General features: G+C 63.4%; 18 protein-coding genes. 17 read left to right on the top strand and 1 reads right to left on the bottom strand.

Annotated elements, in window-relative coordinates; genetic code table 11:
- The first annotated feature begins 1 nt into the window (after nucleotide 1).
- The 17 genes from JJC00_RS31045 (at nucleotide 2) to JJC00_RS30965 (ending at nucleotide 14,672) form a co-directional block, all read left to right on the top strand.
- Nucleotides 2-1,321 (top strand): MotB family protein, encoded by a 1,320-nt coding sequence (locus JJC00_RS31045; RefSeq protein ID WP_200469609.1) that lies wholly within the window; start codon nucleotides 2-4, stop codon nucleotides 1,319-1,321.
- A complete protein-coding gene (locus tag JJC00_RS31040; protein WP_200469608.1) occupies nucleotides 1,318-2,502 on the top strand; it encodes a chemotaxis protein in 1,185 nt (394 codons plus the stop codon). Before JJC00_RS31045 ends, JJC00_RS31040 begins: the two co-directional genes overlap by 4 nt.
- Nucleotides 2,499-3,806, top strand: a complete 1,308-nt coding sequence (locus JJC00_RS31035) for a flagellar hook-length control protein FliK (protein ID WP_200469607.1) — start codon at nucleotides 2,499-2,501, stop codon at nucleotides 3,804-3,806. The genes JJC00_RS31040 and JJC00_RS31035 overlap by 4 nt, the downstream gene beginning before the upstream one ends.
- Nucleotides 3,757-4,338 (top strand): transglycosylase SLT domain-containing protein, encoded by a 582-nt coding sequence (locus tag JJC00_RS31030; RefSeq protein WP_200469606.1) that lies wholly within the window; start codon nucleotides 3,757-3,759, stop codon nucleotides 4,336-4,338. The genes JJC00_RS31035 and JJC00_RS31030 overlap by 50 nt, the downstream gene beginning before the upstream one ends.
- A 115-nt stretch (nucleotides 4,339-4,453) precedes the next feature.
- Nucleotides 4,454-5,689 (top strand): flagellar hook protein FlgE, encoded by a 1,236-nt coding sequence (locus JJC00_RS31025; protein WP_200469605.1) that lies wholly within the window; start codon nucleotides 4,454-4,456, stop codon nucleotides 5,687-5,689.
- Between the two features lie 57 nt (nucleotides 5,690-5,746).
- Nucleotides 5,747-7,222 (top strand): flagellar hook-associated protein FlgK, encoded by a 1,476-nt coding sequence (gene flgK / locus JJC00_RS31020; RefSeq protein ID WP_200469604.1) that lies wholly within the window; start codon nucleotides 5,747-5,749, stop codon nucleotides 7,220-7,222.
- Nucleotides 7,223-7,224: 2 nt separating this feature from the next.
- The gene (locus JJC00_RS31015; RefSeq protein WP_200469603.1) at nucleotides 7,225-8,271 is read left to right on the top strand and encodes a flagellar hook-associated family protein; all 1,047 of its coding nucleotides are present in this window, start codon (nucleotides 7,225-7,227) and stop codon (nucleotides 8,269-8,271) included.
- 71 nt (nucleotides 8,272-8,342) lie between these two features.
- A complete protein-coding gene (gene flaF / locus JJC00_RS31010; protein WP_200469602.1) occupies nucleotides 8,343-8,687 on the top strand; it encodes a flagellar biosynthesis regulator FlaF in 345 nt (114 codons plus the stop codon).
- Nucleotides 8,687-9,097: a flagellar biosynthesis repressor FlbT gene (gene flbT, locus JJC00_RS31005; protein WP_200469601.1), complete on the top strand. Its 411-nt coding sequence runs from the start codon at nucleotides 8,687-8,689 to the stop codon at nucleotides 9,095-9,097. The genes flaF and flbT overlap by 1 nt, the downstream gene beginning before the upstream one ends.
- Before the next feature lie 14 nt (nucleotides 9,098-9,111).
- On the top strand, nucleotides 9,112-9,522 hold the full coding sequence (gene flgD / locus JJC00_RS31000) for a flagellar hook assembly protein FlgD (protein WP_200469600.1): 411 nt from the start codon (nucleotides 9,112-9,114) through the stop codon (nucleotides 9,520-9,522).
- Nucleotides 9,523-9,524: 2 nt separating this feature from the next.
- Nucleotides 9,525-9,791 (top strand): flagellar biosynthesis protein FliQ, encoded by a 267-nt coding sequence (fliQ, locus tag JJC00_RS30995; RefSeq protein WP_200469599.1) that lies wholly within the window; start codon nucleotides 9,525-9,527, stop codon nucleotides 9,789-9,791.
- Nucleotides 9,792-9,870: 79 nt separating this feature from the next.
- Entirely contained in the window at nucleotides 9,871-11,952 is a 2,082-nt protein-coding gene (gene flhA, locus JJC00_RS30990) for a flagellar biosynthesis protein FlhA (protein ID WP_200469598.1), read from the top strand.
- Nucleotides 11,949-12,701, top strand: coding sequence for a flagellar biosynthesis protein FliR (gene fliR, locus JJC00_RS30985; protein WP_200469597.1), 753 nt, complete (start codon nucleotides 11,949-11,951; stop codon nucleotides 12,699-12,701). Before flhA ends, fliR begins: the two co-directional genes overlap by 4 nt.
- Nucleotides 12,702-12,707: 6 nt before the next feature.
- On the top strand, nucleotides 12,708-13,127 hold the full coding sequence (locus JJC00_RS30980) for a hypothetical protein (protein ID WP_200469596.1): 420 nt from the start codon (nucleotides 12,708-12,710) through the stop codon (nucleotides 13,125-13,127).
- Entirely contained in the window at nucleotides 13,124-13,603 is a 480-nt protein-coding gene (locus JJC00_RS30975; RefSeq protein WP_200469595.1) for a rod-binding protein, read from the top strand. Before JJC00_RS30980 ends, JJC00_RS30975 begins: the two co-directional genes overlap by 4 nt.
- Nucleotides 13,604-13,647: 44 nt before the next feature.
- Nucleotides 13,648-14,217: a flagellar biosynthesis protein FlgN gene (locus JJC00_RS30970; RefSeq protein ID WP_200469594.1), complete on the top strand. Its 570-nt coding sequence runs from the start codon at nucleotides 13,648-13,650 to the stop codon at nucleotides 14,215-14,217.
- Nucleotides 14,214-14,672 carry a hypothetical protein gene (locus tag JJC00_RS30965; RefSeq protein ID WP_200469593.1) on the top strand — a complete coding sequence of 153 codons (459 nt, stop codon included), beginning with the start codon at nucleotides 14,214-14,216 and terminating at the stop codon, nucleotides 14,670-14,672. Before JJC00_RS30970 ends, JJC00_RS30965 begins: the two co-directional genes overlap by 4 nt.
- 116 nt (nucleotides 14,673-14,788) lie before the next feature.
- Here JJC00_RS30965 and JJC00_RS30960 read toward each other — a convergent pair whose 3' ends face one another.
- Nucleotides 14,789-15,559 (bottom strand): response regulator transcription factor, encoded by a 771-nt coding sequence (locus JJC00_RS30960; RefSeq protein ID WP_027535948.1) that lies wholly within the window; start codon nucleotides 15,557-15,559, stop codon nucleotides 14,789-14,791.
- Nucleotides 15,560-16,196 lie beyond the last annotated feature (637 nt).

Here is a 16,196-nt window from a genome sequence, read left to right as displayed (position 1 = left end):
CATGGAAGAGGTCAAGCACGAGCTCGTCATTATCCGCCGGCGGAGCGCTTTCGAAGACGAGAAGGCGCACGGTGGCGTTTGGAAGATCGCCTACGCGGACTTCATGACCGCGATGATGGCGTTCTTCCTGGTGATGTGGCTGCTCAATGCGCTGAACCAGGACCAGAAGCAGGTGGTCGCGAGCTATTTCAACCCGATCAAGCTCGCGGAGAACGCACCTGCGCCGAAGGGATTGAAGGATCTCACCAAGAAGGAGCCGACGACGTTCGAGGGGCAGGATGGCAAGCGCCAGCCGTCCGGGCCGAACGAGGAGCGCCGCGGCGACTCGCCGACGGCCGAGAAGCCGCCGTTCTACGAAGAGAAGGTTCTGTTCCGCGATCCCTACGCAACGCTCGCCGAAATCGCGGCGAGCTCGAACCAGGCCTCGGGCCAGCGGCGCGCCGGTGCGCTGACGTCGGCCGAAGAGGATGGCCTCAAGGGCGGTGACGCCTATCGCGACCCGTTCGATCCCGGCTATTGGAAGCTCGCGCCCGAGGCTTCGAAGGAAGCCGACAGGATCATGGATGGCGAGCCGAAGCCGAACGACTCCGCGCGCGACAATTCGGCCGGCACAAATCAGGGCGAGCCGCGCCGCGGCAGGACCGATGATGCCGGCGGCAGCGTGGCGCCCGACGCGCCGGCGTCGTCCGCGAGCCAGTCGCCATTGTTGCCGCCGGGACCGGCGCCATCATCGTCTGCCCGCGACGGCATCGTTCAGCCGAACACGCAGGCCAACCTTCAGGCCAACGCCGCGCCGCAGGCACGTCCGACCGACGCCTCGAAGGACGCCGAGCCGCGTGACGCGGCCCAGACCCAGCAGCCGACGGTCAAGCAGCTTCAGTCTGCGATCGCCGATGCCCTGTCGGATATCAAGGCCGGCGCCGGACCGGTGGCCGAGGTCCGTCAGGTCGAGGAGGGCTTGTTGGTCAGCCTGACCGACGATGCGAGCTTCGGCATGTTCGCGGTCGGATCGGCGGAGCCGCGGCCCGAGCTCGTTCGCGTCATCGACAAGATCGGCCCGCTGATCGCGAAGCGCCGCGGCATGATCATCGTTCGCGGTCATACCGACAATCGGCCCTACAAGTCGGATAACTACGACAATTGGCGGCTGTCCACGGCGCGCGCGCAGATGGCTTACTACATGCTGGTTCGCTCCGGCATCGATGCGCAGCGGATCGAGCATGTCGAAGGCTATGCCGACCGCCGGCCGAAAATCCAGAACGATCCGGCGGCCGCGCAAAACCGACGGATCGAGATCCTGATCCGGGAGAAGCGCCCTTGACCAGGCCGCTGCTCCGCGCCGTGATGCTGATGGTGCTGTCGCTCGTGGCGACACGCGTTTCTGCTGAACCGGCAGCGCCGTCCGGCGAGCCGTTCGAGCTCGTCCGCGCGCTGCAGGCGGTGCAGGACGGCATCGCCAATGGCGACACCGCGGCGCACGCCAGCCACATCGCGCTGATCCGGCAGATCGGCGAAAAGTTTCTCGCCGCCGACGCGAGCGTGTGGAGCAATCCGCAGAACGGCCAGGCGGTCGTGATCTATCTGCTCAGCGGCGGCGCGCCGCAGATCGTCCGCAAGCTGCCGCGCGACAAGATCAATGTGGATTCGCGGCTGTTCGACGGCGCGCTCGCTTATGTCGAAGGCCGGCAGGACGAGGCGAGGGATCTGCTCAAGGACGTCAAGCCGCGCACGATCTCGTCCGGCATGGGCGGGCAGGTCGCACTGGTTCAGGGCGCGTTGTTCGCACGTTCGGAAGCCTCGCTCGCGATCGAGCGGCTCGACGACGCGCGCCTGCTGCTGCCGGGCACGCTGGTCGAGGAGGCGGCGCTGCGGCGCGAGATCCTGCTGGTCGGGCAAGCCGAGGATTTCGACAAGTTCGAGTTCCTGACGCTGGCCTATATCCGCCACTACCGCAAGTCGGTCTATGCCGGCGATTTCTGGCAGCGCTTCTCCACGGGCCTGACGCAATCGAGTCTTGCGCTGGATGATCGCCGTTTTGCGCGGGTCGCAGCGCTGCTGGAACAGGTCGACCGCGCCAGCCGCCTCAAGCTCTATCTGGTGATCGCACGCGGCGCGCTGGTTCGCGGCAAACTCACTGTCACCCGGCTCGCAGGCGAGCGCGCGCTGACGCTCAGCGCCGATGCCACGCCCGATCGCGAGCGTGCCCATTTCTACCGCGGCGCATCCCGCGCGCTCACCGACGAATATGACGGCGGCTTTGCCGAGCTGAAGGCGATCGACCGGGCGAAGTTGGCGGAGCGCGACGTCCTGCTCCTCAATGCAACCCTCCAGCTCGCGCTCGACGTCCGTAAGCCGATTGCAGGTTCAACTGCTGCCATGTCGGCCGACAAGCCGCCGCCCACGCCGGCGCGGATCGATCTGGCGTCGTCGAACGCAATGCTCGCGCGCGCCCAGACGCAGCTCGGCGAACTGGAGCTTCTCATCAAGGATCGCCGTCCATGACCAAGCTTAGCGGAACTTCCGGACAGCTTTTTGCAGGCCTCGCGGAAACGCTTACGCGTGGGGTGTCCCGCTCAGCGAAAGGCACGCCGACGACGGGTGCAAAATCGGCGGACGATTCATCGTTTCACGATCTGCTCCACACGGTCTCGAACATGGCCAAGCGGGCGCTGGACGATCAGGGCAGCGACACCACCGCAAAGGCTGCTTCGGTACGCCCGCGTCTGGCTCAGCTGGCCGAGCCCGATACGCCGAAGGACGAGCTGGTGCACCAGCGCTCCGAGGAGCCGAAGTCGGCCAAGAAAGACCCGGTCGATCAAACGCCGAAGGCTGACGTCCCGAGCAGACTGAGCGTTCCGACGATTGTGGGGCAGGAACTCGCCGCCGCGCAAGTCGTGACGATGCAGACGCCGCAGCCGTCGAATGACAAGAAGGACACCTCGGCCCGCGACGAACGACCCTCCACAGCGAAGCGCGAAGTTCAAGGCATCACCGACGCAAAGGCGGCGACGGCAGATGTCGCGCGATCTGCTGCAGCGTCATCGGCCGTCGCGCGCTCCACGACGGCGGCGACCCGGCAGGCGATGCCGGAGGAAAGCGACGTGCAACCGAAAGCCATGCCCGCCGCCACATCCGGGTTCGAAGCCGTCACGGCGAATGTCGAGCGCGCCGCAAAGTCCGCAGGCCGCGATGCCTTGCCGGAAACAACCAAGGTCACGGTGGTTCAGCAGGAGACGCATCTGCCTCCCGTGCCGCAGTTCAGCGCGACCCAGCAGGTCGCAAACGCCGTGGTGTCGGAGCTGAAGGGCTCGCCTGCGTCGGCCGCATCCGCCGCCGCCGATCTCGTGGGCGGCCAGAACAATACACCGGATCAGCCGCTCAGGATCCTCACCGTCAATCTCGAGCCGCCGGATCTCGGCAATGTCACCATGCGCCTTCGTCTCGTCGGCAACGAGGTGTCGGTTCAGCTCGCTGCCCAACGCAAGGACACCAGCACGATGCTGGACCAGCAGCGCGACCAGATTCGCGACCTGATGCAGTCGGCGGGCTACGTGGCCGACGTCGCGCCCGTGCAGCACGGCTCACTCGACGGATTCCAGGCCGGATCCGGCCAGTCACAGTCGCAGCTCGCGGGCCAGCAACAGCAATCATCCCAGTCGCAAGGCGCGTTCAGCGACGCGGGCACGTCGTCCGGTCAGTCGGACGGCGGAGCCAGGCAAGCCCGGCAGGATCAGCAGCCCAACCAGGAGGCACGCCATGACCAGGACGTGGCGCCGCATACTCGTCGCGGCCCTGTTTATCTGTAGCACCGGCGCCGCCGCGGCGGCGACCGACAGTGCGCGCCCCTGCGAGCGCGAGATGGCGCGCGCCTCGCAGCAGCACGGGATTCCGCTCGGCATTCTCTATGCCGTAGGCCTCACCGAGACCGGCCGGCGCGGCGCGCTCTATCCTTATGCGCTCGGCGCGGAAGGGCAGACCGTGTTCGCCAGGGACATGGATGACGCGATGGCGAATTTCGAAGCGATGCGTAGCAAAGGCATCAAACTGATCGATCTCGGCTGTATGCAAATCAACCATTATTTTCACGGTGACAAGTTCACGTCGGTGCGGGCGATGTTCGATCCTGCCAAGAACGTCGACTACGCCGCGCGCTTCCTCAAGGAGCTGAAGCAACGCGAGGGAAGCTGGACCATGGCAGTCGCCCGCTACAACGCAGGCCCCAACAATCAACCGGCGCAGAAGCGCTATGTCTGCCACATCGTTGCGCATCTTGTCTCCAGCGGCTTCGGCGCGTGGACCGACAAGGCGCGTTCGTTCTGCCAACCCAAAACAACATGAATCAACGACGTGAAATGGCGATGCCTCGCATGAAGTTGTGCATCGTCGCTGACCATCAGCCCCGCGCAAGCAAGACCCCCCATTGTAAACACAACTCACCGAAGGAGCCAAATTCATGAGCCTGTATGGTGTTATGCGCACCGGCGTTTCCGGTATGTCTGCGCAGTCCAACAAGCTGTCGACGGTTTCCGACAACATCGCCAACGTCAACACCACCGGCTACAAGCGGGCTTCGACCGAATTCTCCTCGCTGATCCTGAAGAGCGGCTCCGGCAATTACGATTCCGGCGCCGTTGAGACCGACGTTCGCTACGCCATCTCCGATGCCGGACATACGCAATTCACCACGTCGACGACCGACCTTGCCGTTCAGGGGAATGGCTTCTTCGTGGTTTCGAATGCCGCCAATTCGCAACAATTCCTGACGCGTGCCGGCTCGTTCGTGCCGGACAGCCAGGGCAACCTCGTCAATGCGGCCGGCTACTATCTTCTGGGCAAGTCCGGCCGCGTACCCAATTTCTCGCAGAACAGCCTGTCTGGAATGCAGATCGTAAACATCGCTCAGGTATCGCAGGTGCCTGTGCCCTCGACACTAGCGACAGTGACGGGCAATCTGGATCCCAGCGCGGCCATCGTGCCGCCTGCGTCCCTGCCGCCGGGGCCGACATCGTATTCGTCGAAGAGTTCGATCGTGGCTTACGACAACATCGGAAATGCCAAGACGCTCGACGTCTATATGGCGAAGACCGGTTCAGTTGCCGGTACGGACACCTGGCAGATCCAGGTCTATGATTCGGCTGCGGGCACCCCGCTTGCGGGTGGTCTTGGCACATTCAACTTCGATACAACGGCAGCCGGAAAGGGCAAGATCACCGGCCCAAGCTCGCTGACGGTGCCCGTCCCCAACGGTACGAGCCTCACAATCGACATGTCGGCCATGACGCAGGTAGCCTCGAGCTTCGACTTCAAGGCCAACGTCAATGGCAGCGTTCCCTCCGGCATTGACAAGGTCAACGTCGACACCGGGGGGTTCGTGACCGCCGTGCTGAAGAACGGTCAAACGTTGAACCTCTTCACCATCGGGCTTGCCAACGTTGAGAGCCCCGACAATCTCACGCCCGAAGCGGGGAACGTCTATTCGACCAATCTCAATTCCGGGAACGCGAATGTCGCGAATGCCGGAAGTGGCGGGTTGGGCACGATCCAGTCCGGCGCGCTCGAGGACTCCAACGTCGATCTCGCGGACGAGCTGACCTCGATGATCGAGGCACAGCGCGGCTTCACCGCGAACTCGAAATCGTTCCAGACCGGCGCCGACCTGCTGGATGTCGTCGTCAACCTGAAGCGCTGAGTCCCTCGGCGCCGATCCCGGGCAAGAGAACGTTCAAGAGCACGCCAAGAGCACGCTATGTCCCTTACCTCAGCCCTCGACTCCGCCCGCAATTCGCTCATGGCGTCGGGCGTCCAGTCATCGACCGTCTCGCGCAACATCGCCGGCGCCAGTTCGACCGGCTATTCGCGCAAGATCACGGTGCTGGACAATCTTCCCGGCGCCGGCGTCTATGTGGCTGCAATCCAGCGCGCCGCCTCCTCCGGCCTGTACAGCAACGTTCTGACTGCGACCTCTGCGGCCGCCACGCAGAGCGCGATCTATGACGGTCTTCAAAAGATCGCGTCTGCCACGGTGGACGATCCGCAGCTCGATCAGTCGCCGACGGCGCAGCTCAATGCGCTGAAGCAAGCGCTTCAGCAATATGCCAACGCCCCGGATAATGCCACGCTGGCACAGGCCGCCGTCACGTCCGCCAAGGACATGGCGAGCGCGCTCAACCAGGCAACCCAGACCGTGCAGTCGGTCCGCGAGAGCGCGGATGCCGACATGAATATTTCGGTCCAGAACATCAACCAGCTGCTCTCCCAGTTCCAGACCGTCAATACGGCGGTCGTGAAGGGGACGATCGCCGGCGACGACGTGACCGATTATCTCGACCAGCGCGACAGCATCGTCTCGAAGCTGTCGCAGGAGGTCGGCGTCACGATGTCGATCCGCACCAACGGCGACGCCGCGCTCTACACCGACAATGGCGGGGTGCTGTTCGATAAGGTGGCGCGGACGGTAAGTTTTACGCCGACTGGCGCCTACACGCCGGGCACCACCGGCAACGCGATCTATATCGACGGTGTGCCTGTGACCGGCGCCAATTCGGTGATGCCGATCAAGTCCGGCAAGCTCGCCGGTCTCGCCCAATTGCGCGACAACGACACGGTCACCTATCAGAGTCAGCTCGACGAAGTCGCCCGCGGCCTGATCAATGCCTTCAAGGAAAGCGACCAATCGGGCGCGGGGCTGCTCGACGTTCCCGGTCTCTTCACCTATCCCGGTGCGCCGACGATGCCGGCAAGCGCAACCGTTTCGGTGGGGCTGGCGGGCACGATCTCGGTTGCCGCATCGGTCGATCCGGCGCAGGGCGGCAACCCGAACCTGCTGCGCGACGGCGCGATCAGCGGCAACGTCGCCTACCGGTATAACACCGCCGGCAGCGGCGGCTATTCGACCCGGCTTCAGCAGCTCATCAGCAACATGGATGCGTCGCAGCCGTTCGATGCGACCACGCAGGGCAAGCCGAATGGCAGCCTGATCGACTTCGCGGCGTCGTCGACGAGCTGGATCGAAAACCAACGCAAGACCGCCAACGACAACTCCCAGTACCAGAGCACGTTGCTTGACCGCAGCACGACCGCGTTGTCGAACGTCAACGGCGTCAACATGGACGACGAGATGTCGTTGATGCTTCAGGTCGAGCGTACCTATTCGGCCTCGTCGAAGATCATTTCGACGGTTGATCAAATGTTGCAAGCCTTGCTAGCCGCCGTGGGGAACTAGTCATGATGAGCGCCAACTACATTTCCACCCTGATGTTGTCCTCGTCATTGAGGTATTCGATCACGAACAACCAGGCTGCGCTGAGCAAGGCGTCGACCGAGGCGACCACCGGCCGCTTCGCCGATGTCGGCCTCGAGCTCGGTGCTACGACGGGCGGCGACGTCACCCTGCGGGCGGACTGGAACTTCGCCGGTCAGCTCATCGATACCAACGGGCTCGTCGCGGGACGCCTGGACGTGACCCAGAACCGGATGACCGAGCTCGGCTCGACTGCATCGGACTTCCTCAAGGACCTGATCGCGGCCCGCAGCACCGATGGCGGCGGCCGGATCGTCCTGCCGCCTGCGTCCGCCAACCTCCAGGACCTGATCGGCGCGCTGAATGTCTCCTATAACGGTTCCTATCTGTTCTCGGGCATCAACACGCAGAACCAGCCGATCACGGCCTACACCGCCGGCTCGGCCAGCAAGAACCAAGTCGACGCCGATTTCCTTTCGACCTTCGGCTTCTCGCAATCCTCGCCCAGCGTGAGCAGCATTACCCCCGCTCAAATGCAGACTTTCCTCAACACCACTTTCGATGCCGAGTTCGCGAGCCCGGCCTGGAACACCAACTGGTCATCGGCCACTGATCAGGTCATGCAAAGTCGTATCTCCACGACCGAGATCGTTGATACGTCCGTCAGCGCCAACCAGACTGGCTTCCGCAAGCTTGCCGAGGCCTATACCATGATGTCCGATCTCGGGAACATCAACCTGGACCAAACGACGTTCCAGACCGTCGTGGACAAGGCCATCGGCCTTGTCGGCAGCGCCATCACTGACCTCGCCACGCTCGGCGGCAACGTCGGCGTGGTCCAACAGCGGCTCACCACGGCCACCGACAAGCTCAATGCCCAGAAGGACATTCTGAACAATCAGATCGTCGGCATGGAGAAGGTCGATCCGACGGAGGCATCGGTGCGCGTCAATGCGCTGCAGACCCAGATCCAGACGGCGCTCGCGCTCACCTCGCAGCTTCAGAAGATCAGCCTCATCAACTATCTCTGAGCCCGAGCGGCGGTCGCGTTCGCTCTTAGTTTCTTGTAGTTTCTTGCAATTTTCTGCGCAGAGTTGTCCGGATGACTTTTGAAGCCTACGAAACGGTCGTTGAAGACAGCGGCTACGAGGCGCGGGGGCGCGAGCGCCAGGCGCTCAGCCTCGGCATCGACCGGCTGGAGCGGCTCCAGAACGAACACTACAGCACGGAGGATCAGGTCCAGAGCCTGCTCTACGTCCGGCGGCTGTGGACGATCTTCATCGAGGATCTCGCGCATCCGGAGAACGGACTGCCTGAACAGCTGCGCGCCGACATCATCTCGATTGGCCTGTGGGTCGTCAAGGAAGCCGATCGCCTTCGCGAAGAGCGATCGAACGACGTGATGCAGCTCGTCGAAATCAACCGCATGATCCGAGACGCGCTTTAATGAAGATTTCCTTGCGGGCGGGCGAACGGGTCTACATCAACGGCGCGGTGCTGCGCGTGGACCGCAAGGTCTCGCTCGAGCTCGTCAACGACGTGATGTTCCTGCTCGAGGGGCAGGTCATGCAGGCCTCCGACGCCACCACGGCGATGCGCCAGCTCTATTTCATCGTCCAGCTCATGCTGATGAACCCGACCGATATCGCCGCCGCCGCTTCGCTTTATGGGCAGCACCACGCGGCCCTGCTGGCTGTGTGCGAGAACCGCGAGATGCTGGACGGGCTCTCCGCGATCGACGAGATGGTCGGCGGGACCCGCTACTTCGAGGCGCTCAAACGGATCCGGGCGCTGTTTCCCCTGGAGCAGGCGATCCTCGCCGGCGCCACCACCGAATCTCCATTCAAGGCTGCCTGACAGCGGAGAGGCACATGAACGTCCCCAGCGCGACCGATACCACAAGCACCAATTCGACGTCGTCCACCACGACGAAATCGAGCAACACCGTCGACTACAACACGTTCCTCCAGCTCCTCATCGCCGAGATGAAGAACCAGGATCCGACCAATCCGATGGATACGTCACAATATATGAGCCAGTTCGCCCAGCTGTCGTCGGTCGAGCAGGCGATGCAGACCAATACGAAGCTGGACTCGCTACTGTCCTCGCAGGCGCTGTCGCAGGCGGACGGGCTGATCGGGAAGAACGTCAGCTTCACCGACTCGACCGGAGCGACCTTCACCGGCAAGGTCGCGTCGATCTCCATCAACAGCAATGGCTCGGTCGCGACCCTCGATGACGGCACCAAGGTCGCGGTCGGCCCCGGCCTTACCATCAGCTAGCCATGAACGAGCGGGACGCCCTCGACATCGTCCAGGCGGCGATCTGGACCATCCTTGTCGCCTGCGGACCCGCGGTCGGCGCAGGGATGCTGGTCGGCATCGGTATCGCGCTGATCCAGGCGCTGACCCAGATCCAGGAGGCGACGCTGACCTTCGTTCCGAAGATCGTCGTCATCCTGGTGGTCGTGGCCGTCTCCGGCTCCTTCATCGGCGCGCATATCTCTACCTTCACCGAGATGGTCTATTCGCGGATCGAGCACGGCTTCTGATCAGCGGAACGCTCCGGCCACCACCCTCGCGTAAGCTTTGCGGGGCAAATTGCAGGGCGGACCCTGCTGCCGGTGACCTATGGCCGATACTCTAGCTGCTAGCCTGCCGAACCCGCGACGCTTCGGCGCGGACGCCTTTTTCGCGGGCGGTATCGTGGCCATGCTCACGATCCTGTTCCTGCCGATACCTCCGATCCTGATCGACCTTGGCCTTGCCTTCTCGATCGCGCTGTCGGCCCTGATTCTGATGGTCGCGCTGTGGATTCAGCGGCCGCTCGACTTCTCTGCGTTTCCGACCGTGCTACTGATCGCGACGATCCTGCGGCTGGCGCTGAACGTCGCGACGACCCGCCTGATCCTGTCGCGCGGCGGGGAGGGCGAAACCGCCGCCGGCCACGTCGTCGCCGGCTTCTCGAAGTTTGTCATGGGCGGCGACTTCGTCATCGGCCTGATCATCTTTGCGATCCTGGTCACGGTGAATTTTGTCGTGATCACCAAGGGCGCGACCCGCATCGCGGAGGTCGGCGCCCGCTTCACCCTGGACGCCATCCCGGGCAAGCAGATGGCGATCGACGCGGACCTGTCGGCTGGCCTGATCGACGACAAGGAAGCCCAGCGTCGACGCCGCGAGCTCGAAGAGGAAAGCTCCTTCTTCGGCGCGATGGACGGTGCCTCGAAATTCGTCCGCGGCGATGCCATCGCCGGCCTGATCATCACCGCGATCAACATTTTCGGCGGCATCGTCATCGGCGTCACTCATCACGGTCTGACGCTGTCGCGCGCTGCCGACGTCTACACAAAACTCTCCGTCGGCGACGGTCTGGTCACACAGATGCCGGCACTGATCGTGTCGCTGTCGGCGGGCCTGCTGGTCTCCAAGGGCGGCACCAGGGGCTCGGCGGAGCAGGCAGTGCTCCGGCAGCTCGGCGGCTACCCGCGTGCGGTGTCGGCGGCGTCGTTGATGATGTTCGTGCTCGCCTTGATGCCGGGGCTGCCGATGGCGCCATTCGTGCTCCTGGGCGGCGTCATGGCCTTCGTCGGCTACTCGCTGCCGAAGCGGCAGGCGGCCGCGCAGCAGAAGGAGGCGACGCGCAAGGCGGAAGAGCGTGCGCAGAGCGATGCCAAGGAATCCGTCAAGGAGTCGCTCAAGACCGCCGAGATCGAGCTGTCGCTGGGCAGCCATCTGTCGGTCCACCTGCTCGGCTCGCGCAACGAGCTTGCCCACCGCGTCAGCAAGATCCGCAAGAAGTTTGCCAAGCAGTACGGCTTCGTCGTTCCCGAGATCAAGCTGTCGGACAATTTGTCGATCGATCCCAAGGGCTATCAGATCCGGATCCACGATACCCGCGTCGCCCATGGCGAGCTCAGGATCGGCGAGGTGATGGTGCTGGTGGACAAGGACGGCAAGCCTGATGTGCCCGGCGACGAGGTGATCGAGCCCGCGTTCGGCATGAAGGCGCTGTGGGTGACCGAAGCCTTCACCGACGAGGTCAGGCGGCAGGGCTGCAAGCCGGTGGACAATCTGTCGGTGCTGCTCACCCATCTGAGCGAGGTGCTCAGGGCGAACCTCTCCCAGCTGCTGTCCTACAAGGACATGCGCGGACTGCTTGACCGGCTCGAGCCGGAGTACAAGCGCCTGGTCGACGATCTCTGTCCGTCGCAGATCTCCTATTCGGGCCTGCTGGCGATCCTGAAGATCCTGCTGGGTGAGCGGGTATCGATCCGGAATCTTCATCTGATCCTCGAGGCGATCGCCGAGATCGCGCCTCACGTGCGGCGGTCTGAGCAGGTGGCCGAGCACGTGCGCATGCGTCTGGCTCAGCAGATCTGCGGCGATCTCTCCGACAATGGCGTGCTCAACGTCCTTCGCCTCGGCAACCGCTGGGATCTCGCCTTCCACCAGAGCCTGAAGCGCGATGGCAAGGGCGACGTCGTCGAGTTCGACGCCGACCCGCGGCTGATCGAACAGTTCGCGACCGAAGCCAGTACCGCGATCCGGAAATTCACCGAGGACGGCACCAGCGTGGTGCTGGCGGTGACCCCGGAGGCGCGCCCCTATGTTCGCATGATCCTGGAACGGGTGTTCCCGACATTGCCGATCCTGTCGCATGTCGAGGTCGCTCGCAGCGCCGAGATCCGGGCGCTCGGAGCCATCTCGTGATCAGCGGCCTTACCGACAACGTGCTCGCCACGTTCATCGTGTTCTGCCGCATCGGCTCCTGCCTGATGCTGGTGCCCGGCTATTCCAGCACGAACGTTCCGCCGCAGATCCGCCTGTTCGTCGCGCTTGTTACGACGTTCGCACTGTCGCCAATTCTGGTCTCGGTCCTGAAGCCGCTCGTGGACGATGCGTCCCCGCTGACGCTCGCGCTGCTGATCGGCACCGAAATCCTGGTCGGCAGCGTCATCGGTCTCGGCGGGCGCGTGTTCTTCCTCGCGCTCCAGACCATGTCCACCGTCATGGCGAGCGCGATCGGGCTCAGCAACATCCCGGGCGTGCCGATCGGCGACAACGATCCGACGCCGGCCTCGGTGCCGCTGATCATGGCCGCGGTCACCACGCTGTTTTTCCTGACCGACCAGCATTGGCAGGTCCTGCGCGGATTGATGAACTCCTACGACGTCTGGCATCCCGGCGAGAAGCTGAGCGGCGAGATGGCGCTGAACCAGCTGACGAGCCGCCTTACGGACGCATTCGTGCTGACGCTGCGGATCACCAGCCCCTTCATCGTCTATTCCGTCATCGTCAATTTTTCGGTTGGCCTCATCAACAAGCTGACGCCCTCGATCGCGGTCTATTTCGTCTCGGTGCCGTTCGTCCTGGTTGGCGGTCTCCTGCTGCTCTACCTCACCAGCGACGAAATGCTGACGCAATTCATGCTCGGCATGTCGACATGGCTGGCGGGATGACGGACCATGACCTCGCGCGCGGACAAGCTCGGTCGGATCGTCGCGCTGGTGAAGCTTCAGCTCCGCCTGTCCGAATGGCAGCTCGTGCAATTGCGGCAGCAGGAGCAGACCATGCAGGATGAGCAGGCGTGGCTGGTCGGGACTCTGAACGAGGGGAAACCGCCGGCCGGGTCCTCGAGCGAGTCGCTTGCGAGGCGCCTCAACAGGACGACCGTCGGCGCGCGCGCCGTGCAGGAGCGTGCCGCGATGCAGCTCGACAAGATCCGTTCGGAGAGCCGGCGCGTGAAACAGCTCGAGGAGGTCGCCAAGGTAGCGCTGGCCGAAAAGCTGCGCGACGCCGAGAAGCGCTCGCTCGAGGATATGACGGAGACTCACGCCGCCGTGCGCGATTTGACGCCGCGGCCAGCTAGCCGGAACAAGACATGATCGTGACGGCGACACCCGACCTCGTCCTCGACGTCCTCGACGCCGCCGATCCGGTGGCGCAGCGCACCGCGACCGCGAAGCTCGACGCGCTGAAATCGTCGGGCGCAGATTTCGCCGCGACGATGGACGCCGAGGCCAGCAAGGCGGCCGCGGCAGCGGCCGATCAATCCGCCGCAAAGGTGGCGGAAGCGCAGTCCGGGGTGGTGAACGGGCCGCCGGTGCAGGTGATCAAGAAGCCCGGCCCGGACGAGGTCTATCGCAAGTTCGAGGCATTCATCCTCCAGACCTTCGTCGAGACGATGCTGCCGAAGGAGTCGGAGGAGGTGTTCGGCAAGGGCACCGCCGGCGGCGTCTGGAAATCGATGCTGGCCGAGCAGCTTGGCGCCCAGCTTGCGAAGGGCAAGGGCATCGGAATTGCCAAGCAGCTCGCGTCCGCGCATCCGGCTGGTCCGGATGTGACGGGCAAGTCGGGCTGATGGATCTGGGACATGGGTGACGAAAGTTGAAGGGTGAATTTGCTATGCAGGTGGAACAAGGCGCGACACTTCCAGTGATGGAGCAACCGGGCATTGAACGGCAGGTCTTGGAACGGCAGGTCTTGGAACGGCAGGTCTTGGCCTCCGAGGTGATGACGGGGGCACTGCAGGGCGATGCTCTGTTGCCCGTGCTCCTGCCGAATGTCGGCGGCGACATGCCGTTCGACGACGCTGAAGCGGCAAGATTGGAGGCGACGCGGTCCGAGGAGGTCAGTGGCCTGCTATCGGCGATTCGCCGGCTCGAGACCATCGTCGAGGAAGAAACCGTCGCGCTCGCGACGGGACAGAAGGTCGATTTCGACGATTTCAGCATGCGCAAGAGCCGAAGCATGCTGGAATTCGTCCGCCTGATGCGGGCGCGGATGCATCTCGGCGGTGAGACCGAGATCACCGACGAGATCCAGCGGCTGCGCGAGAAGCTCGAGCGAAACCGTTCGCTCCTCGAAATGCATTACGACGCCGTGCGTGAGGTCGCGACCATCATCGTCAGGGCGATCAAGGACGCCGAGTCGGACGGCACCTACACCGGTCGCGCAGCGCGGGACGGAAAATGATCAAACTGGTGCTGGCCGGGCTCTGGGTATGCATCCTCACCGCGGGCACAAGCTACGGCGTGGCCTATTGGAAGGAAAACGGCACCCTGCTGCCCGCGAAGGACGAATATCTCGACGGGCTGCAATACCAGAAGACCCGGGCGCTGAGCATACCCATGGTCGAGAGCGGCGCCGTGCAGGGCTACATCGTCGCGCGCTTCGTCTACACGGTCGAGGCGCGAACCATGCATCAGCTCACTGTTCCGCCCGAGCCGTTCGTTGTGGACGAGGCCTTCCGCAGAATCTACGCTGACGACAAGCTCGATTTCAGGAAGCTCGCCCGCTACGACCTCTCCGTCCTTACCACCGCGATCAAGCAGCGCGTCAACGAGCGGATGCAGGCCGACATCGTCCAGGACGTGCTGGTCGAGGACTTCAACTACGTCTCCAAGGAAGAATTCCAGCAGAAGCCGTAACGCGCCGGGCCGCGAGGCTGCACCGGCGTAATGACGTTTCTGTCGCTGAATACAAATCGGCCTCTGCGGGTGTCCCGCAGAGGCCGATGGTCGTTTTTGAGCGGCGCTGTGGCGCGTCAGTTGCCGGGCTGGTACGCCGCCGGGGCAGCGTGTGCCCGGTTCAGAAGGATGCCGACCTCGTCGAGCTCCTGCATCGGCTCGTCGATGGCCTCGCTGGCAGGGATGTTGAGCCGGTATCCGACATAGCGCCGTGCCACGATCGCGTCGAAACCGAGCCGGTCACGCAGCTTCTTGCGCAGCTTGCTGACGTGGCTTTCGATCACGCTCTCATCGAACGTGGATTCGAAGATGCCGTAGACCGCGTTGAAGATCTGCGTCTTGGTGATCCACTTGCCGTGATTGCTGACCATATACTCGAGAATGCGCAGCTCGCGGCGGGGCAGGGTGAGGGCGTGGCCCGCGATCTCGGGGTCACGTCCGTTGAAGAAGACCTGGATCCTGGTCTCGCAGGGCCTCGGCAGCTCGCCCACCCGGCGGCGGGCGATCGCGGCCGTTCGGGCGAGGATCTCACGCAGATGAATCGGCACGTGAACCACGTCGTCCACGCCGGATTCAAACAGCTCCAGCGTGTTCTTGAGCATCTTCTGGCCGCTCATGGCGATGATCGGAGCCGTGGACCGCTTACGCATCGCCCGTGGCAAGCTTCCGCGGGCATCGCAGTCCCCCAGAAGGAAGGCATCGACCGCCGCCAGGTCCGATTCGTTCGCGGATTGCAGCCAGTCCCAGAATTCTCCGGAGGAGAAGCCGATCGACGATACACCCTCGCGAACGAGCCCTCCTACGTAGCTGTTCGTGACGCTCTCGCGATCATCAACGATAATATACATCAGTCAGTCGCCCCTGTTTCGCACTTGCAGCGGCCGGGAGGTTCTTGTGATGCCCCGGCGCGACGCCATGCTGTTTGACGATATTTCCCTCCCGCGAACCGTTGTTATGGTTTCGATATTCGCGGGCAGCCCTACGCATTCAGTGCCTGCGTGAGCAGGCCTGCTACTTCGACTCGATACTGAACGCTTACTGCGTGAAGCCCGGCGGGTGTGTTACGGATCACCTTGCGGGGCGGATTGAGAAAGCGACCTGGTACAGTTGCGTTACGTTGCTCATCGCGTCTGAACACTACTGAACTCAGTCGTTCTCCTCACCAACGGGCGAGAATCACTTGAGTAGGACCGTAACAATTGCCGATTTCCGATCAAGCGTGCGGAACAAAGCGTTTGCTACGTGTGCTTGATGCTGTTGGTTTGTTTCTGGTTGTTTCTTTGTAAGTCAAAGCTCATCAGTTGATTTGGTGCTCAAACCACTTTTGCACCGTGACGATCATAATGTTCCATATGCCCGTAGAAACATAGCTATTTTGGGTAGTGCTGCCGGGCAGCCGCGGGGAGGAGTTTTCAACCCCGGATTGACTCTCCTGGTCGCGCACCCGCCTGCGACAATTCGACTCATGTATGGCGGCGAGACTCC

Origin of the sequence: Bradyrhizobium diazoefficiens (genome assembly GCF_016616885.1) — a bacterium.
Lineage (GTDB): Bacteria > Pseudomonadota > Alphaproteobacteria > Rhizobiales > Xanthobacteraceae > Bradyrhizobium > Bradyrhizobium diazoefficiens_F.
Note: the sequence above shows the minus strand (reverse complement) of the source record. Positions and strands in the feature narration are given on the sequence as shown.